At 69.4% G+C, this 18205-nt stretch carries 21 protein-coding genes; 11 read left to right on the top strand and 10 right to left on the bottom strand.

Annotation, left to right across the window (positions count from 1 at the left end):
* Positions 1–13: 13 nt before the first annotated feature.
* The 3 genes from IM725_RS01945 to IM725_RS01935 all read right to left on the bottom strand — a co-directional run bounded on the left by IM725_RS01945 (position 14) and on the right by IM725_RS01935 (position 1130).
* Positions 14–466 carry a DUF192 domain-containing protein gene (locus tag IM725_RS01945; RefSeq protein ID WP_193778878.1) on the bottom strand — a complete coding sequence of 151 codons (453 nt, stop codon included), beginning with the start codon at positions 464–466 and terminating at the stop codon, positions 14–16.
* 80 nt (positions 467–546) lie between these two features.
* Positions 547–780: a hypothetical protein gene (locus IM725_RS01940; RefSeq protein ID WP_193778877.1), complete on the bottom strand. Its 234-nt coding sequence runs from the start codon at positions 778–780 to the stop codon at positions 547–549.
* Positions 781–959: 179 nt separating this feature from the next.
* Positions 960–1130 (bottom strand): hypothetical protein, encoded by a 171-nt coding sequence (locus IM725_RS01935; RefSeq protein WP_193778876.1) that lies wholly within the window; start codon positions 1128–1130, stop codon positions 960–962.
* Positions 1131–1315: 185 nt separating this feature from the next.
* Between IM725_RS01935 and icd the strand changes: the two genes are divergently transcribed.
* Entirely contained in the window at positions 1316–2575 is a 1260-nt protein-coding gene (icd, locus tag IM725_RS01930) for an NADP-dependent isocitrate dehydrogenase (RefSeq protein ID WP_193778937.1), read from the top strand.
* A 113-nt stretch (positions 2576–2688) separates the two neighbouring features.
* On the opposite strand, the gene IM725_RS01925 is transcribed toward icd, so the two are convergent.
* Positions 2689–2976: a cold-shock protein gene (locus IM725_RS01925; protein ID WP_193778875.1), complete on the bottom strand. Its 288-nt coding sequence runs from the start codon at positions 2974–2976 to the stop codon at positions 2689–2691.
* 238 nt (positions 2977–3214) lie between these two features.
* Between IM725_RS01925 and clpS the strand changes: the two genes are divergently transcribed.
* Entirely contained in the window at positions 3215–3583 is a 369-nt protein-coding gene (gene clpS / locus IM725_RS01920) for an ATP-dependent Clp protease adapter ClpS (protein WP_193778874.1), read from the top strand.
* A 56-nt stretch (positions 3584–3639) separates the two neighbouring features.
* Complete coding sequence (gene clpA, locus IM725_RS01915) at positions 3640–5964, top strand: ATP-dependent Clp protease ATP-binding subunit ClpA (protein WP_193778873.1); 2325 nt, start codon at positions 3640–3642, stop codon at positions 5962–5964.
* Between the two features lie 97 nt (positions 5965–6061).
* Here the strand turns inward: clpA and IM725_RS01910 are convergent, their stop codons facing one another.
* Positions 6062–7576 carry a methyl-accepting chemotaxis protein gene (locus IM725_RS01910; RefSeq protein WP_193778872.1) on the bottom strand — a complete coding sequence of 505 codons (1515 nt, stop codon included), beginning with the start codon at positions 7574–7576 and terminating at the stop codon, positions 6062–6064.
* 119 nt (positions 7577–7695) lie between these two features.
* Positions 7696–8157 (bottom strand): EVE domain-containing protein, encoded by a 462-nt coding sequence (locus tag IM725_RS01905; protein ID WP_193778871.1) that lies wholly within the window; start codon positions 8155–8157, stop codon positions 7696–7698.
* A gap of 171 nt (positions 8158–8328) precedes the next feature.
* Between IM725_RS01905 and IM725_RS01900 the strand changes: the two genes are divergently transcribed.
* Positions 8329–8466: a DUF3149 domain-containing protein gene (locus tag IM725_RS01900; protein ID WP_193778870.1), complete on the top strand. Its 138-nt coding sequence runs from the start codon at positions 8329–8331 to the stop codon at positions 8464–8466.
* A 13-nt stretch (positions 8467–8479) separates the two neighbouring features.
* Here the strand turns inward: IM725_RS01900 and IM725_RS01895 are convergent, their stop codons facing one another.
* The 4 genes from IM725_RS01895 to IM725_RS01880 are packed head-to-tail and all read right to left on the bottom strand — an operon-like array spanning position 8480 to position 12745.
* Positions 8480–9637 carry a HupE/UreJ family protein gene (locus IM725_RS01895; RefSeq protein ID WP_227753506.1) on the bottom strand — a complete coding sequence of 386 codons (1158 nt, stop codon included), beginning with the start codon at positions 9635–9637 and terminating at the stop codon, positions 8480–8482.
* Positions 9634–10836: a tetratricopeptide repeat protein gene (locus IM725_RS01890; RefSeq protein ID WP_227753505.1), complete on the bottom strand. Its 1203-nt coding sequence runs from the start codon at positions 10834–10836 to the stop codon at positions 9634–9636. Before IM725_RS01890 ends, IM725_RS01895 begins: the two co-directional genes overlap by 4 nt.
* Before the next feature lie 9 nt (positions 10837–10845).
* Entirely contained in the window at positions 10846–11478 is a 633-nt protein-coding gene (gene upp, locus IM725_RS01885) for a uracil phosphoribosyltransferase (protein ID WP_193778869.1), read from the bottom strand.
* A 13-nt stretch (positions 11479–11491) separates the two neighbouring features.
* Positions 11492–12745, bottom strand: coding sequence for a DUF1688 family protein (locus tag IM725_RS01880; protein ID WP_227753504.1), 1254 nt, complete (start codon positions 12743–12745; stop codon positions 11492–11494).
* Between the two features lie 193 nt (positions 12746–12938).
* Between IM725_RS01880 and IM725_RS01875 the strand changes: the two genes are divergently transcribed.
* From IM725_RS01875 to IM725_RS01845, 7 genes are read left to right on the top strand one after another with little or no spacing between them, the layout of a single operon-like run.
* A complete protein-coding gene (locus tag IM725_RS01875) occupies positions 12939–13664 on the top strand; it encodes a YebC/PmpR family DNA-binding transcriptional regulator (RefSeq protein WP_193778868.1) in 726 nt (241 codons plus the stop codon).
* Positions 13665–13666: 2 nt separating this feature from the next.
* Positions 13667–14947 (top strand): phosphoribosylamine--glycine ligase, encoded by a 1281-nt coding sequence (gene purD / locus IM725_RS01870; RefSeq protein WP_193778867.1) that lies wholly within the window; start codon positions 13667–13669, stop codon positions 14945–14947.
* Position 14948: 1 nt separating this feature from the next.
* The gene (hemF, locus tag IM725_RS01865) at positions 14949–15851 is read left to right on the top strand and encodes an oxygen-dependent coproporphyrinogen oxidase (RefSeq protein ID WP_193778866.1); all 903 of its coding nucleotides are present in this window, start codon (positions 14949–14951) and stop codon (positions 15849–15851) included.
* Entirely contained in the window at positions 15848–16435 is a 588-nt protein-coding gene (gene nadD, locus IM725_RS01860; RefSeq protein WP_193778865.1) for a nicotinate (nicotinamide) nucleotide adenylyltransferase, read from the top strand. The genes hemF and nadD overlap by 4 nt, the downstream gene beginning before the upstream one ends.
* Positions 16435–17127, top strand: a complete 693-nt coding sequence (gene rsfS, locus IM725_RS01855) for a ribosome silencing factor (protein ID WP_193778864.1) — start codon at positions 16435–16437, stop codon at positions 17125–17127. The genes nadD and rsfS overlap by 1 nt, the downstream gene beginning before the upstream one ends.
* A complete protein-coding gene (gene rlmH / locus IM725_RS01850; RefSeq protein ID WP_193778863.1) occupies positions 17124–17591 on the top strand; it encodes a 23S rRNA (pseudouridine(1915)-N(3))-methyltransferase RlmH in 468 nt (155 codons plus the stop codon). The genes rsfS and rlmH overlap by 4 nt, the downstream gene beginning before the upstream one ends.
* The gene (locus IM725_RS01845; protein WP_287067634.1) at positions 17584–18195 is read left to right on the top strand and encodes a Maf family protein; all 612 of its coding nucleotides are present in this window, start codon (positions 17584–17586) and stop codon (positions 18193–18195) included. Before rlmH ends, IM725_RS01845 begins: the two co-directional genes overlap by 8 nt.
* The last annotated feature ends 10 nt before the right edge of the window (positions 18196–18205 follow it).

Below are 18205 nucleotides of genomic sequence, written 5' to 3'. Positions count from 1 at the left end.
GCCTTCTCTTTTTTCAGCCCTGCTTGAAGGGCGGGCCCGCGAGGCGCGTGCCCGCCTTCAGGCCCTTGCGGACGAACCAGCCCTGGTTCATTTCCAGCACGTAGCGCACGGCCTTGGCCGAGCAATGCGAGTCGTCGCTGCGGGGCTTCATGTCCGCCAGGTTCACGATGGTCCCGTCGTCGGCGATGAATGCGGCCGTCAGCGGGATCAGGGTGTTGCGCATCCAGAAGCACTGGGTGGACGGGTACTCGAAGACGAACAGCATGCCCTCCTGCTGCGGCATGTCCTTGCGGAACATCAGGCCCACCATGCGCTGGTCCGGCGTGGACGCCACCTGGGCATCGATCTGGTACATCCCGGCCGACAGCGTGACGCGTGGCAGCTGGGTCTGGGGCTCCTCGGCCTGGACGGCCAGCGAGGCGGTGGCCAGGGCAAGGGCGGTGGCCAGGGCAGGTATCGACTTCATGACGCGGATTGTGCCGTGCAAAAGAAAATGCCCGCACGGGGCGGGCATCACGTCAGGCCGGCAGGGCCGGCCGGGCCGATTTACTTGGCAGCGGAAGCGGCGGGGGCGCCGGCGTCAGCCTTCTTGGACTTCTTGGCCTTCTTGGCCTTCTTTTCGGCCTTCATTTCCGACTTCTTCTCGGCCTTGGCGTCAGCCTTGGCTTCGGCGGCGGGCTTGGCGCCGGAGGCGGCGGCCATCGGGGCGCCGGTGTGCGAGGCGGCCATGGCCGACACGGCGAACAGGGAAGCGATCAGGGTGGCGAGCAGCTTGTTCATCTCTGAGTCCTTTCAATGACTGGCAGTTTTTCGAAAAACCCCCCGTGCAATCTGGCGGGCTGCATCCGTAACGGGTCCATCGCCCGAACGGTTGACATGCGGCGCATGCATCCCGGGCGCGAGGCGCCGCGCCAAAGAAAAACGCCCGCCGAAGCGGGCGTTTTCCCTGGGAAGCCAGATTACTTCTTGGCTTCGCTGGCCTTGGCCTTGGCGGCGGAGGCAGCGGGCTTGGCTTCGCTGGCCTTGGCCTTGGCGCCGGAAGCGGCAGCCATCGGGGCGCCGGCGTGCGAGGCGGCGAAGGCGCCAGCGGTGAAGAAGGCGGCGACCAGGGTGGCGATGATCTTGTTCATGTTGAGAGTCCCAATCAAGTGGATGTTTCGAAAAAATGCCTCCCGAACTCGGGCTGCCACACGGAAACGGATGAGCTTGAGCTTTGGTTGACACGCGACAGGGGCGGGTGGCCCGGCTCGGTAAAATCCCGGATACAAGTCGGGTCGCGCCCAGCGGCCTCCACACAGTCCGGAGACATTTCCAGATCCCCATGTACCAGCACATCCAGGTTCCGCCCCAAGGCCAGAAGATCAGCGTCAACCCCGACATGTCCCTGAACGTGCCGGACGAACCCGTCATTCCGTATATCGAAGGGGACGGCACGGGCGTGGACATCACGCCGGTGATGCTCAAGGTGGTCGATGCCGCGGTCGCCAAGGCCTATGGCGGCAAGCGTCGCATCCACTGGATGGAGGTCTATGCGGGCGAGAAGTCGACCCGGCTCTACGGCCCCGACGTCTGGCTGCCCGAGGAAACCCTGCATGCGGTGCGCGACTACGTGGTGTCCATCAAGGGGCCGCTGACCACGCCGGTGGGTGGCGGCATCCGCTCGCTCAATGTCGCCCTTCGCCAGGAACTGGACCTGTACGTCTGCCTGCGGCCGGTGCAGTACTTCCAGGGTGTGCCGTCCCCGGTCAAGGAGCCGCACAAGACCAACATGGTGATCTTCCGCGAGAACTCGGAGGACATCTACGCCGGCATCGAGTACGAGGCGCAGAGCGAGAAAGCCCGGAAACTGATCCGCTTCCTCATCGACGAGATGGGCGTGCGCAAGATCCGCTTCCCGGAGACTTCGGGCATCGGCATCAAGCCGGTCTCCATCGAGGGAACGGAGCGCCTGGTGCGCAAGGCGATCCAGTACGCGATCGACAACGACAAGCCCAGCGTCACCCTGGTGCACAAGGGCAACATCATGAAGTTCACCGAGGGGGGCTTCCGCGACTGGGGCTATGCGCTGGCGCAGAAGGAATTCGGCGCCGAGCCGATCGACGGCGGCCCCTGGTGCCGCATCCGCCACCCGCGCACCGGCCGGGACATCATCCTCAAGGACGTGATCGCCGACGCCTTCCTGCAGCAGATCCTGCTGCGCCCGGCCGAGTACAGCGTGATCGCCACGCTCAACCTCAATGGCGACTACATCTCGGACGCCCTGGCGGCCCAGGTGGGCGGCATCGGCATCGCCCCGGGGGCCAACATGAGCGACACGGTCGCCATGTTCGAGGCCACCCATGGCACGGCCCCCAAGTACGCCGGCAAGGACTACGTCAACCCCGGCTCGGAGATCCTGTCGGCGGAAATGATGCTGCGCCACATGGGCTGGAAGGAGGCCGCGGACCTGATCATCAGCGCCATGGAGAAGGCGATCCAGTCCAAGAAGGTGACCTACGATTTCGCCCGGCTCATGGACGGCGCGACCCAGGTCAGCTGCTCGGGCTTCGGCCAGGTGATGATCGACCAGATGTGAGGCTGGCGGCCAGCCGGCCGGCCGGGCCTGTGCTGCCGTCCTGCGCGTGGGGCCTGTGTGTAGGCCCCGCCGCCGAGCCGGCCCCTGGCGGGTGCCGGGCGGCGGGCGAGGGCTCAGTCGTGGTTGCTGGCGTGGAACTGCGGCGCACGCACCTTGCTGTGCCGCTGCCGTTCGGGGCTGTCGGCGCGCCCGGTGCCGGGTTCGGCCTGGATGTTCTGGGCCAACTGGCCCTTGGGCCCCTCGGTGACCTCGAAGCTGACCCGCGAGCCCTGCTTCAGGGTCTTGAACCCCTCCATGGCAATGGCCGAGAAGTGCGCGAACACGTCCGCACCGCCGCCATCGGGTTCGATGAAGCCAAAACCCTTCGCGTCATTGAACCATTTGACTGTGCCGGTTGCCATGTCTCGCCTCTGTAACACTATGCTTCTATGGCTGAGCAGTGTCCTGCAGACCGGCGGCTGTTGTCAACATTTTCACGAACTAAAGTTTTCGCATCACAAAGCGCTGCCTCCGCGTCGCATTCGGTCCCCCGGGCGCCCCAGAATGGGTCCGCTCGGGGTCGGGACGTGCGCCGCTTGAATGTGGCGGCAGCGCCACCAAATCACTTGCCTGCAGCAGTGCGAAAGCCTGCTCGATAGAATGAAATTCATGGCCAGCAAACCCCCCAAGCCCGCCCCGGCCGCCCCCAAGGTGCGGCCGGCGGACGAAGACGGCGGTTCGGTGGTGCTCGAGCGCCGCACCCAGAAGACCAAGCCCCCCCAGATGTACCAGGTCGTCATGCTCAACGACGACTACACCCCCATGGAATTCGTGGTGGTGGTGATCCAGGAGTTCTTCAACAAGGACCGGGAGACCGCCACCCAGATCATGCTCAAGATCCATCTCGACGGGAAAGGCGTGTGCGGTGTCTACTCCCGTGACGTGGCCCAGAGCAAGGTGGACCAGGTGCAGCAGGCCGCGCGGCAGGCCGGGCACCCGTTGCAGTGCGTGAGCGAGCCGGTTGAATAACGGGCAAACAGGCCGATATACAGTCTTATTGAATCAGTCAGGCAAAAGGAAATCTCATGATTGCCCAGGAATTGGAAGTCAGCCTCCACATGGCGTTCGTGGAGGCCCGGCAGCAGCGCCATGAGTTCATCACGGTGGAACACCTGCTGCTCGCCCTGCTGGACAATCCCAGCGCGGCGGAAGTGCTGCGCGCTTGCTCGGCCAACATCGACGACCTGCGAAAGTCGCTGTCGAACTTCATCAAGGACAACACGCCCCAGGTGGCGGGCACGGACGACGTGGACACCCAGCCGACGCTGGGCTTCCAGCGCGTCATCCAGCGCGCCATCATGCACGTGCAGTCCACCGGCAACGGCAAGAAGGAAGTGACCGGCGCGAACGTGCTGGTCGCCAGCTTCGGCGAGAAGGACTCGCATGCCGTGTACTACCTGCACCAGCAGGGCGTGACCCGGCTGGACGTGGTCAACTTCATCGCCCACGGCATCAAGAAGAGCGATCCGCCGGAGCCCGCCAAGGGCCCCGAGGGCTCCGCGCCGGAAGGCGAGGAGGGCGGCGAGAAGAACGAGAAGTCCTCGCCCCTGGAGCAGTTCACCGTCAACCTGAACCAGCAGGCCAAGGACGGCAAGATCGATCCGCTGATCGGCCGCGAGTACGAGGTCGAGCGCGTGATCCAGATCCTGTGCCGCCGCCGCAAGAACAACCCGCTGCTGGTGGGTGAGGCCGGCGTGGGCAAGACGGCGATCGCCGAGGGCCTGGCCTGGCGCATCGTGCAGAAGGACGTGCCCGAGATCCTGGCCGACTCCAACGTGTACTCGCTGGACATGGGCGCGCTGCTGGCGGGCACCAAGTACCGCGGCGATTTCGAGCAGCGGCTCAAGGGCGTGCTCAAGTCGCTCAAGGACAAGCCCAACGCGATCCTTTTCATCGACGAGATCCACACCCTGATCGGGGCCGGCGCGGCCTCGGGCGGCACGCTGGACGCGAGCAACCTGCTCAAGCCCGCGCTGTCCTCCGGCCAGCTCAAGTGCATAGGCGCGACCACCTTCACGGAATACCGCGGCATCTTCGAGAAGGACGCCGCCCTGTCCCGCCGCTTCCAGAAGGTGGACGTGGTCGAGCCCAGCGTGGAGCAGACCGTGGAAATCCTGAAGGGCCTGAAGTCGCGCTTCGAGGAGCACCACAGCGTCAAGTACGCGGCCGCTGCGCTGCAGGCCGCGGCCGAGCTGTCGGCCAAGTACATCAACGACCGCCACCTGCCCGACAAGGCGATCGACGTGATCGACGAGGCCGGCGCCGCCCAGCGCATCCTGCCCCCGGGCAAGCGCAAGAAGACGATTTCCAAGGCCGAGGTCGAGGAGATCGTGGCCAAGATCGCCCGCATCCCGCCGGCCAACGTCTCCAACGACGACCGCGGCAAGCTGCAGACCATCGAGCGCGACCTCAAGAGCGTGGTCTTCGGCCAGGACAAGGCCCTCGAGGTGCTGGCCAGCGCCGTGAAGATGGCGCGCTCCGGCCTGGGCAAGGGCGACAAGCCGATCGGCTCCTTCCTGTTCTCCGGCCCGACCGGGGTGGGCAAGACCGAGGCGGCCAAGCAGCTGGCCTACATCATGGGCATCGAGCTGATCCGCTTCGACATGTCCGAGTACATGGAGCGCCATGCGGTGTCGCGCCTGATCGGCGCGCCTCCCGGCTACGTGGGCTTCGACCAGGGCGGCCTGCTGACCGAGGCCGTCACCAAGAAGCCGCACGCGGTGCTGCTGCTCGACGAGATCGAGAAGGCGCACCCGGACATCTTCAACGTGCTGCTGCAGGTGATGGACCACGGCACGCTGACGGACAACAACGGGCGCAAGGCCGACTTCCGCAACGTGATCATCATCATGACCACGAACGCGGGCGCGGAGGCGCTGAACAAGACCGTGATCGGCTTCACCACCGAGCGCCAGGCCGGCGACGAGATGGTGGACATCAAGCGCCTGTTCACGCCCGAGTTCCGCAACCGCCTGGACGCGATCGTCAGCTTCAAGCCGCTGGACGAGCAGGTCATCCTGCGCGTGGTCGACAAGTTCCTGCTGGTGCTGGAGCAGCAGCTGGTCGAGAAGAAGGTGGAAGTCACCTTCACCGACAGCCTGCGCAAGTTCCTGGCCAAGAAGGGCTTCGATCCGCTCATGGGCGCTCGCCCCATGCAGCGCCTGATCCAGGACACGATCCGTCGGGCCCTGGCCGACGAGCTGCTGTTCGGCCGCCTGACCGAAGGCGGGCGCCTGACGGTGGACCTGGACGACAAGGACGAGGTCACGCTGGACATTCAGCCGCTGCCCAAGAAGGAAGGGCGGTCCAAGCCCGAGCCCGAGGAAGTGTCGACCGACGGCAATTCCTGAGCCCGTCCCGCCGCAATGAAAAGGCCGCCCACCGGGCGGCCTTTTTCTTGTCCTGCGCGTCCGCGGGGTGCGGCCCCCGCGGCGCCCCGCAGGCGCCTCAGGCAGCCTTCGCGGCCATGCTCTTGTAGACCCCGCAGCCCAGGTACAGGCCCTCGGCGATGCGCACCACGTAGGACATCTTGGTCTGCACCACGCCGGTCTGCGGGTTGGTGATGTCGTATTCGGCCCAGCCGGGCTCCAGGTCCGCCTGGGCCTGGATCGCGCCCATCATGGCTTCGCCGTCCACGCCCGGCAGGTCGTGCACGCGGCTGCCGATCTTGGCCGGGTTGCCCCCGAAGGCGTGGTAGCGGCCCTGGCGGTCCAGCACGAACACGTACATGTCGCGGTCGAAGAAGCCGTTGCGCGGATCCGTGACGTGCTGCATGAAACTCTCGGCCGGCGCGCCACGCAGCGAGGACTGGGCCCGTTGCACCAGGGCCAGCGCCTCGCTGGCGGTGCCCTGTTGCAGCTTGAAGTGGGCCACCGAGGTCGCGAGCGTTGCCGAGCGGTCCTTGAGGTACTCGGCCTGGTTGGCCGCTTCCTCGACCATGTGCGCGTTGCGCTGCGTGATCTGGTCCAGCTGCTGCACCGCGTCGGCGATCTCGCCCAGGCCGGCGCTCTGCTCGGCGCTGGCCGAGGAGATGCGGCTCATGCGCTCGGCGACGCCGCGGACGCCCTCGACCACCTGGCCGATTCCTTCGCCGGCTGCGCGTATGTCGTCGACGCCCCCAGCGACGTGCTGGGCGGAGGCGTTGATGAGCGTGCGGATGCGGGCCGCCTCCTCCGCGCTTCGTTGCGCGAGCCGGCGGACCTCGCCCGCGACCACCGAGAAGCCGCGGCCCTGTTCGCCCGCGCGCGCGGCCTCGATGGCGGCGTTCAAGGCCAGGATGTTGGTCTGGAAGGCGATGCTGTCGATCACCGCCACCATCTCGGTCATGCGCTGGGTGTCCGCCTGGATGGCGCCCACGCTGTCCACCGCCTGGGTGACGCTGCGGCTGCCTTCCTCGGCGCTGCGCCGCACGTTCGCGGCCTGCCCGTCCGCCTCCGCCGCGTGCTGCGCGTTCTGTTCCACCGTGCCCACCAGCTGCTTCACGCCGCTGGCCGTCTGCTGCAGGCTGGCGGCCTGCTGCTCGGTGCGCTCGGCCAGTTCGCGGTGGCTGCGCGCCAGCCGGTTGCCGGCCTGCGCGACCAGGGCCGCGCTGCTGCGCACGTCCGCCACCAGGGCCGACAGGCCCAGGGTCATGCGCCCCAGCATGCGTTCGAGCTGCGCCACCTCGTCACGGCCGTGCGATTCGAGCTTCTGGGTCAGCTGGCCCTGTTCCACCCGTTCCATCTGCTGCAGCAGGCGGCGCAGTCCGCCGATGAAGCCCACGCAGAAGGCCAGCGCCAGGTAGGCCCAGCCGGCCAGGGCCGCGAGGCCCAGCAGGCCTGCGGCGATCCGCCCCTGCGGCAGCAGGACCGCCAGGGAGGCGGCCACCGCGCCCAGGCAGAACAGGGCGCCCAGCAGCCCCAGCTTGGCTGCGAGCTGCAGCCGGGCCATGAGTGCGAGCCCGGGGGCGAGCCAGCCTGTCATGCCTGAGCCTTGTCGATGCGCGTCACGTCGGAACCTCCATGGGGTTCCGGCAAGCTTAGGCAGCCGCCGTCGGCCTCAGCCGCGGAACAGGCGGGGAAACGGGGCGCTTTTCGCCGCGCTCAACCGAGCAGCTTCTGGATGATCTTCCAGTGCCGGGGCTCGACCGGGGTGATGGACAGCCGGTTGCCCCGGCGCAGGATCACGAGGTCTTCCAGGCCGGGTGCCTCGCGCAGCTCCGCCAGGCCCAGGGTGCGCGTCTTGCGCAGCACCTGCACGTCCACCAGCTGCCAGCGCGGCGTCTCCGGGGTGGCCTTGGGGTCGTGGTATTTCGAGGCCGGGTCGAACTGGGTCGGATCGGGGTAGGGCGTGGAGGCCACGCGGCCGATGCCGACCACGCCCGGTTCGGCGCAACTGGAGTGGTAGAACAGCACGCCGTCGTCCACGCGCATCAGGTCGCGCATGAAATTGCGCGCCTGGTAGTTGCGCACGCCCGTCCAGGCGACGGTGGATTTCGGCGCCGCGAGCGCGTCGTCGACCGACACCTCGGAGGGCTCGGATTTCATCAGCCAGTAATGGGTCATGGGGCAGGGGCTTTTTGGCTGCGCATTATGCGCGGAGGGCGCCGGGCAGGCCCGGCACCGCCCCGGTTCCCGCAGGCCTGCACCGCCTCCGGGTCAAGGCCTGGAAGTTTGCGTCAGCGCAAGGCGCGCGGACAGCCGTCGGCGCTGTAATGGCTTCGAAAGGGGCCCACCATGAAAGCCTTCAACGACTTCCTGAGCACCGACTACGGCCTGATGAGCCTGGCCGTCCTGGGCATCACCATCGGCATGGCCTTCTTCTTCATCCGCTACTTCATGAGCGAGATGAAGAAGGACAAGCCCGGGCCCTGAGGCCCGTCGCGCCTCAGAAGGGCCCGCCCTGGATGTCGAAGGCCCGCTGCACGAACCACCAGGCCGCCACCAGCGCGATCACGGCCGAACCGGCCTTGAGCACCCCGGTGCGGTAGAAGCCCGTCCCGCGCAACAGGAAGGCCAGCGGCAGGAACACGGCCACGATCGCCATCTGGCCGACTTCGACGCCCAGGTTGAAGCCCACCAGGGCCAGCGCCAGCGCCTCCTGCGGCAGGCCCAGGTCGGCCAGCACGGAGGCGAAACCGAAGCCGTGGATCAGGCCGAAGCAGAAGGCCATCACCCAGCGCTTGGATTCGATGGCACCGCGCAGGTTGTTCAGCGCGGCGAAGACCACCGAGGCGGCGATCGCCGACTCGACGATGCGCGAGGGCAGGCTGATGACGTGCAGCGCCGCCAGGCTGAGCGTGATGGAGTGGGCCAGCGTGAAGGCCGTGACCACCTTCAGCACCTCCTTGAAGGCCGTGCCGAAGCGGTTGACGCCCACCCAGCGGCCGTCCCGCCGCGCCAGCACCGAGGGCAGCAGCAACGACAGCAGGAACAGGATGTGGTCGTAGCCGACCCAGATGTGCCAGACGCCGTCCACCAGGTACTGGCGCAGCGTGCGCCAGGCGCTCTGCGGCTGCAGCGCGAGCACCTGCTCGGCGCTGTCGGGCGTGAACACCAGCGCCTGCGAGCCCGCACTGCCCGGCGCGATCCACTGCACCAGGCCGTGGTGCGAGGGGTCGACGTCGAACAGCAGGCTGTAGCGGGCCTTCAGTTCACCTTCCAGCGCGCCGCAGTGCGCTGCCAGCCGCAGCACGGCATAGGTGCCGTCGCTGTGATGCTCCAGCTGCATGGGCGCCGTGCGCTCCCAGGTGCAGGCGTGGCCGCCGGCCTCCAGCGCGAGGTGGCCGGTGGCGTAGCGGGTGATGTCGTCGGTGCGCGCCCGCACCTCGCCCCAGGTGAGCGCGCCGTTGCCGTCGCGGTCCAGCTCCAGCACGTAGTCCAGGTCGCGCAAGGCGATGTCCCAGCGCACCTTGAGGTCGCCGCTGCCGGGCTGGCCGGCCAGGGTGAGGTAGCTGTCGCTGGGCTTGTGGGCCAGCGCGGCCAGCGGCGCGAGCAGCAGCAGGGCCAGCAGCGCGGCGGCGAAGTGGTGGAAGCGGCGCATCATCGGTGGGCTCCCTGGGCGACCAGCTGCGTGGCCAGCGCGGCCATGGCGGGGTCTTCATAGCCGGTGGCTCGCATCCAGTCCAGGGCCGGCTGGGCGGCGGCGGGCTTGTGGGCGGCCAGGGCGGTGCGCAGCAGCACCTCGGCGTCGCGCGGCTCCTTCTGGGTGCCGTAGTTGCGTGCTGCGTAGTCCAGGGCGCGGTCGGGTTTGCCTTCCACGTCGAGTTCGAAGCGCGCGGCCTCCTGCTCGTGCAGGCGGTCGCCGCGCTGGGTGGCGGCGTCGAAGCGGTCGCGCAGCTGGTCGGCCCAGCCCTTGGCGCGCTTGTCGTTGGCGGCCTTGCCAGCCAGCGCCAGCCGCAACAGCAGGATGTCCGAGCGCTCCCAGTCGGCGAGCAGCCGGGTCACCTCGGCGGGCCGCTGGTGCGCCAGCAGGAAGTCCGAGTAGGCGCCGAGCAGGAACTGGTCGGTCACGCCCTGCTTGAGCGCCGTCTGGTAGTGGGCCTCGGCGTCCTGGGTCCGGCCCAGGCGGTCGGCCCATTCGCCGAGCCGGGTCTGCACCCACATCACCAGTTCGGCCGGCAGCGGGCCGGCCGCGGCCAACGCAGCCTTCAGGTCCTCGTAGGCGGGCGCGAGCTGGCCGGTGGTGGCACGCACGTAGTCGAGGCAGCTGCGCGCGTACAGCGGGTGGGCCAGCGTCTCCAGCCGGGTGCATTCGGTGCGGGCGTCGTCATAGCGCGCCTGCACCATGTCGATGGCCGCGCGCCAGGCCACGGGCTCCGGCGCCTTGGGGTCCAGCTCGCTGGCGCGGGCCAGGCTTTTCATGCCGCCCGCGAAGTCGTGGCTGTACTGCTCCAGCAGGCCACGCACCAGCCAGTAGCCCGGGTCGTTGGGCGAGAGCCTGTCCAGCGGCTTGATCGCCGCCATGGCATAGCCCACGTAGCGCGGGTCGCCCTGCGCCATGGCCATGTCGAAGTAGCGGCGGCCGATCTCCAGCCGCAGGGCGGCGTCGTCCGGGCGGGCGGCGAGCTGGCGACGCAGCGAATCCACCCGTCGCACCGAGGGGTCGGCGGCGCTGCTGGGCAGCTTCTCCACGACCTCGTCGTCGTTGGTGGGCGTGAACGGCTCAGCTTGCGCGAAGGCGCAGGCCAGCAGCAGGGCGGCAGACACGAGCGCGTGCCGCGCGGTACAGCGGATCAGGGACATCTGGGGGGTCTACTTGGTGCCGAAGATGCGGTCGCCCGCATCGCCCAGGCCGGGCAGGATGTAGCCGTGCTCGTTGAGCTGGCGGTCGATGGCCGCGGTGTAGATCGGCACGTCGGGGTGCGCGGCGTGCAGGGCCGCGATGCCTTCCGGGCAGGTCAGCAGGCACACGAACTTGATCGACCTGGGGTTCAGCGACTTGATGCGCGAGACCGCCGCCACGGCCGAGTTGCCGGTGGCGAGCATGGGGTCGACCACGACCACGTCGCGCTCGGCCATGGCCTCGGGCATCTTGAAGTAGTACTCCACCGGCTGCAGGGTCTGCGGGTCGCGGTAGAGGCCGATGTGGCCCACGCGGGCACCCGGCACCACGTTCAGCATGCCGTCCAGGATACCGGTGCCGGCGCGCAGGATGGACACGAAGACCAGCTTCTTGCCGTCGATCACCCGGGCCCGGGTCGTCTCCAGCGGGGTCTGGACCTCGACCTCCTGGGTCGGCATGTCGCGCGTCACCTCGTAGGCCATCAGGGAGGCCAGCTCGCCCAGCAGGCGGCGGAAGCTGTTGGTCGACGCTTCCTTGTTGCGCATCAGGGTGAGCTTGTGCTGCACCAGGGGGTGGTCGATGAGGTGGACGTTGTCGTACATGGTCTCGCGAGCTTCAGGGCCACTGCACCAGCAGCGGCGGCCGCCCGGCGCGCAGGCGTTCCGCCTGGGCCCGGCCGGCCGCCTGGGCGCTGCCGAGAAGGCGCGCCAGCGGCTGGTGCGTAGCATCCAATCGTAGCCGTTCGCGCAAGGTACTGCCGAGTTCGTCCATGAGGGCGACTGCCAGGGCCCGCCATTCCACGACGATCTCGTCGCGCGGCCGCCAGTGCTCCTGGGCCATGTCCGGGTCGCGCAGGCGCAGCCAGCCGGTGTCCAGCAGCAAGCCGCAGGTCGCCGGGTCGGGCAGGGCGGTGAGCAGGTCCACGTCGCGCACCTTCACGCCGGCCCATTCGAAGGGCTCCAGCAGCGAATAGCTCAGCCATTGCGCGCGCTCGTGCAGCGGCATCCAGCCATCGCTGGCGCCCTCGCCGCGCACGGCCTCGTGGCGCCAGCAGTCGCCCAGCGCCAGCTCGCCCAGCGTGTTGCCGGCGGGCCAGAGCTGGGACAGCGACACCAGCACCTGGGACAGGATGTCGTGCGCGGCCACGTCGGCGGTGTGCGGCACGCCGTGGCCGAAGGGCGTCACGATCATGTCGAACAGGCCGCCGGGGCGGCCGGCGTCGCCGAACACCTCCGGCTGCTCGGCCATCACCTCGCCCAGCCGGCGCAGGAGCGTCGCGCGCTCGCCCAGGCCCGGCAGCGCGTTCGCCTCCGTCACCTGGAAGGCCGCCGCCAGGTGGGCGGGCAGCAGGGCCCGCAGGCCGGTGCTGTCGGCCTGCAGGGGGTGCTGGGGGTCGCCGGAGAACAGGCCGCCGGCGAAGGCGTGCAGGGTCGCCACCGCCAGCCCCTGTTCACCCTCGAAGGCCCGGCCCGAGGCGGCCTCGGTGTAGCGCCAGCCGCGCGCGGCCATGCCGCCCAGGAAGACGGCAACGGCGGTGAAATCCACCAGCGCGTGTGTCTTGCTGGCGATGGGCAGGCCGCCCATCAGGGCGTCCAGGTGCCCACGCCGGTTCATGCCGCCCGCCTCCACCGCGCGCCAGATGCTGTGCAGCGGCGGCTGGCGCCCGCGCACGCAGCTGACCACGAGGTCGGCCGTGGCGGCGGCCTGGCCGTCGTCCACCGTGAACCAGCGGGAGTCGCCTGCGCGCGCCCGGCGCAGCAACTGGCCGGCGCGCTCGCGGATGGCGGGGGTGCTGCGAAGCACCGAGGCCGCGGCTTCGGCCGCCGCCTCTTGAGATCCTGAAAAACTGCTACCCATGGGAAATCGCATGCCTTTCTGGCGATTCGTCCTTCCCTGGCCCCCTTGTGCTGTCGTGCGGCACTCTACACCCGGCCCCGTGGCAGGGCTTGTCAGCGTTCCTTGTCGAATCCACCCCGTGCCCGGCTGGGGTGGGCCCGTGCGAAAAGTAAAATGCGGGTCGAACCGATCAATCGACAACGACAGAGCACCCAAAGGACGACTCGTGGCCGGACACAGCAAATGGGCGAACATCCAGCACCGCAAGGGGCGCCAGGATGAGAAACGCGGCAAGATCTGGACGCGCTGCATCCGGGAAATCATGGTCGCCGCGCGCCAGGGCGGCGGCGACCTGGGCACCAACCCCCGGCTGAGGCTGGCGGTGGACAAGGCCAAGGCGGCCAACATGCCCGCCGACACCATCAAGCGCAACATCGACAAGGCCACCGGCAACCTCGAGGGCGTGCACTACGAGGAAATCCGCTACGAGGGCTACGGCATCGGCGGCGCGGCCATCATCGTGGACACCATGACGGACAACCGCGTGCGCACCGTGGCCGAGGTGCGGCACATCTTCAGCAAGTACGGCGGCAACATGGGCACCGAGGGTTCGGTGGCCTTCCAGTTCCGCAACGTGGGCCAGATCATCCTGGCCCCCGGCACCAGCGAAGACAAGGTCATGGAAGTGGCCCTGGAGGCCGGCGCCGAGGACGTGCTGACCGACGAGGACGGCGCGATCGAGGTGCTCACGGCACCGGGCGACTTCGAGGCCGTGCGCGACGCGCTGGACGCGGCGGGGCTCAAGCCCGAGGTGGCCGAGGTGACCATGCGCCCCGAAAACACCATCGACCTGGCCGGCGACGACGCGGCCCGCATGCAGAAGCTGGTCGACATGCTGGAAGACCTGGACGACGTCCAGGAGATCTACCACAACGCCGCGATCGAGGGCTGAAGATGAAGGTCCTGGTCATCGGCAACGGCGGGCGCGAACACGCGCTGGCCTGGAAGCTCGCACAGTCGCCCCGGGTGCAGGCGGTGTACGTGGCGCCCGGCAACGGCGGCACGGCCCTGGACCCCAACCTGGAGAACGTGCCCATCACCGACATCCCGGCCCTGCGCCAGTGGGCGATCGACCAGCGCATCGCGCTGACCGTGGTCGGGCCCGAGGCGCCGCTGGCGGCCGGCGTGGTGGACGACTTCCGCGCCCACGGGCTGCGCGTGTTCGGCCCGACCCGGGCGGCCGCCCAGCTGGAGAGCTCCAAGGCCTTCTCCAAGGCCTTCATGAAGCGGCATGGCATCCCCACCGCCGCCTACGAGACCTTCACCGACCCGGTGCAGGCCCACGCCTACGTGGACCGCATGGGCGCGCCCATCGTCGTCAAGGCCGACGGCCTGGCGGCGGGCAAGGGCGTGGTGGTGGCCATGACGCTGGCCGAGGCGCACGAGGCCATCGACTTCATGCTGCTGGACGACAAGCTCGGCGTCTCGCACAACGCGGGCGGCGCGCGGGTGGTCATCGAGGAGTTCCTGCAGGGCGAGGAAGCCAGCTTCATCGTGCTGTGCGACGGCAAGAACGTCACCGCGCTCGCCACCTCGCAGGACCACAAGCGCCTGCTGGACGGCGACCAGGGCCCCAACACCGGCGGCATGGGTGCCTACTCGCCGGCGCCCGTGGTCACGCCCGACGTGCACGCCCGCGCCATGCGCGAGATCATCCTGCCCACCATCCGCGGCATGGAGAAGGACGGCATCCCGTACACCGGCTTCCTGTATGCCGGCCTGATGATCGACGCCCAGGGCCGGCCCAAGACGCTGGAATTCAACTGCCGCATGGGCGACCCCGAGACCCAGCCCATCATGATGCGGCTGAAGTCCGACCTGGTGGAGGTGATGCTGGCCGCCACCTCCGGCGCGCTGGACACCCTCGAGCTCGAGTGGGACCGCCGCACGGCGCTGGGCGTGGTGATGGCCGCGGCCGGCTACCCCATGAACCCGCGCAAGGGCGACGTGGTCACCGGCCTGCCGCCCGCAGCGGACGACGCCATGGTGTTCCACGCCGGCACGGCGCCGAAAGGCGGCCAGACCGTGACCTCTGGCGGCCGCGTGCTGTGCGTCACGGTGCTGGCCGATTCGGTCAAGCTGGCCCAGCAGCGCGCCTATGACATCGCGCGCGGCATCCACTTCGACGGCGCGCAGTACCGCCGCGACATCGGCCACCGCGCCGCGCGGGCCTGAGATGGCGCAGACCGACACCGTACGCGCCTGGCTCATGGGGCTGCAGCAGCGCATCGTCGATGCCTGCGTGGCCGTCGACGGCAAGCCCTTCCTGGTGGATGCCTGGCGCAAGCCGCCCGGCGAGCCGCTGCAGGGCAATGGCGTGACCATGATCGTGGAAGAGGGGAACGTGTTCGAGCGGGCCGGCTGCGGCTTCTCGCACGTGACCGGGCCCCGGTTGCCGCCTTCGGCCACACAGCACCGCCCCGAGCTGGCGGGCGCGCCCTTCGAAGCCATGGGGGTGTCGCTGGTGTTCCACCCGCGCAATCCCTATGCGCCCACGGTGCACATGAACGTGCGCATGATCAGCGCCACGCCGGCCGGGGGCCAGCCCTCGTTCTGGTTCGGCGGCGGCATGGACCTCACGCCCTACTACGGCTTCGAGGAGGACGCGGTCCATTTCCATCGCAGCTGCAGGCAGGCCGTGGGCGAGCACCACCACCCGGCGTTCAAGGCCTGGTGCGACGACTACTTCTGCCTCAAGCACCGGGGTGAGCAGCGCGGCGTGGGCGGCGTCTTCTTCGACGATTTCTCCGAAGGCGGCTTCGACGCCGGCTTCGCGCTGATCCAGGGCGTGGGCGACCGGTTCCTGGAGGCCTACCTGCCCATCCTGCAGCGGCGCAAGGACATGCCCTACGGCGAGCGCGAGCGCGCCTTCCAGCTGTACCGGCGCGGCCGCTACGTCGAGTTCAACCTGGTCTGGGACCGCGGCACCCATTTCGGCCTGCAGTCGGGCGGGCGCACCGAATCCATCCTGCTGTCCATGCCCCCGCTGGTCAGCTGGTCCTACGCCCAGCAGCCCGAGCCGGGCACGCCCGAGGCACGCCTGTACACCGATTTCCTGGTCCGGAAGGACTGGGTTTGACCCGCCTGGGCGTCTTCGGCGGCGCCTTCGACCCCCCGCACGTCGCCCACGTCGCGCTCGCCCGCGCGGGGCTGGAGCAGCTGGCGCTGGACGAGCTGCGCGTCTTCCCCACCGGCAAGGCCTGGCACAAGTCGCGCGGCCTCACCCCCGCGGCCGACCGCCTGGCCATGGCCCGGCTGGCCTTCGGCGGGCTGCCGCGCACCGTGGTCGACGACCGCGAGCAGCGCCGCAGCGGCCCGACCTACACCGTGGACACGCTGGCCGAGCTGCAGGCCGAGCAGCCGCAGGCGCAGCTGTTCCTGCTCATGGGCGAGGACCAGGCCCTGTGGTTCACCCGCTGGCACGACTGGCAACGCATCCTGGGCCTGGCGACGCTGTGCATCGCGGCACGCCCGGACGTGCGGCCCGCCGATGCGGCGCCGCTGCCGCCGCAGGCCCGCACCGTCTCTTTGCAGCTGCCGGCCATGCCCGAAAGCGCCACCGACGTGCGCCAGCGCCTGGGCCGCGGAGACGATGTCTCCGGGCTGGTCCCCCCCGGCGTTGCGCGTTATATTGATTCCCATCACCTTTACCGATCCGCCTGATGACCCAAGAAACTGCCGGCAAGAAAGACACCCAGAAGCTCCAGCGCGCCATCGTCGATGGCCTCGAAGACGTGAAGGCGCAGGACATCTCGGTGTTCAACACCGAGCACCTCTCGCCGCTGTTCGAGCGGGTCATCGTGGCCTCCGGCACCTCCAACCGCCAGACCAAGGCGCTCGCGGCCAGCGTGCGCGACTCGGTGCGCGAGGCGGGCTTTCCCAAGCCGCGCATCGAGGGCGAGGAGAACGGCGAGTGGATCATCGTGGACTGCGGCGCCGCCGTGGCCCACATCATGCAACCGGCCATCCGCCAGTACTACCACCTGGAAGAGATCTGGGGCGACAAGCCGGTGCGCATCAAGCTGGGTGCGCCCAAGCCGGCCCAGCCGCAGGCGGCCAAGCCCGCCCCCGCCAAGACCCCGGCGAAGAAGGCCGCTGCCAAGACCGGCGCGAAGGCGCCTTCCCGTGCGGGCGCCGGCACGGGCGCTGCCAAGTCCGCCGGACGCTCCGCGGGCGCTCCTGCCAAGGCCGCCAGCCCGGCCGCCAGGAAGGCCGCGCCTGCGCGCGGCGCGGGGACGAAGGCGCCGGCCAAGCCTGCAGCCAAGGCCCCGGCCAAGGCGCCGAGCAAGGCACCGGCCAAGGTCGCCGCGAAGGCACCCGCGAAGAAGGCCGCGCCGCGCAAGACCGGCCGATGAAGCTGGCGGTCGTGGCCGTCGGGCTGCGCGTGCCCGACTGGGCGCAAACCGCCTGGGACGACTACGCCAAGCGCTTCCCGCCCGAGCTTCGGGTCGAATTGAAGGCGGTCAAGACCGAACCGCGCGGCTCCAAGACGCTGGAGACGCTGTACGCCGCCGAGCGCCAGCGCATCGAGCAGGTCATCCCGCGCGGTGCGCATGTGGTGGCCCTGGACGAGCGCGGCACGGCGCTCAACACCGTGGCCCTGGCCGCCCGCCTGAAGGCCTGGCAGATGCAGGGCGGCGACGTGGCCCTGGTGATCGGCGGCCCGGACGGCCTGGACCCCGGCTTCCGGCAGGCCGCGCACGAGCGCATCCGCCTGTCCGACCTCACGCTGCCCCATGCCATGGTGCGGGTGCTGCTGGTCGAGCAGCTCTATCGCGCCTGGTCCATCAACGCCAACCATCCCTACCACCGTGAGTGAACGGCCCGACTTCATCTACCTCGCCTCGCAGAGCCCGCGCCGGCGCCAGCTGCTGGACCAGCTCGGCATCCGCCACGAACTGCTGCTGCCCGACGCGCACGAGGACGCGGAGGGGATCGAGGCGGTGCTGCCGGGCGAGGCCCCAGCGCGCTACGTGCAGCGCGTGACCGGGCTGAAGCTGGATGCGGCGGTGCAGCGGCTGGCCCGCCGTGGTCTGCCGCCCGCGCCCATCCTGTGCGCGGACACCACGGTCGCCCGGGGCCGCACGATCTACGGCAAGCCCGTCGACGAGGCCGACGCGCGCCGCATGCTGCGGGAGCTGGCCGGGGCCACCCACCGCGTGCTCACGGCCGTCGCGCTGCAGGCGGGCCGGCGGCGGCTGGCGGCGCTCAGCGACTCGCGCGTGCGCTTCGCGCCCATGACCGCGCGCCAGGTCGCCGACTACGTGGCCACCGGCGAGCCCATGGGCAAGGCCGGCGCCTACGCGGTGCAGGGCCGTGCGGCGGCCTACATCGCCCACATCAGCGGCAGCTACTCTGGCATCATGGGCCTGCCGATGCACGAGACAGCGCACTTGCTGCGAGCCATCGGCCACCGGGTGTAGGAAGGCGGAG

The organism is Ramlibacter aquaticus (genome assembly GCF_015159745.1).
In the GTDB taxonomy this organism is placed as follows: Bacteria; Pseudomonadota; Gammaproteobacteria; order Burkholderiales; family Burkholderiaceae_C; genus Ramlibacter; species Ramlibacter aquaticus.
This window is presented reverse-complemented; position numbering and strand designations above follow the sequence as displayed.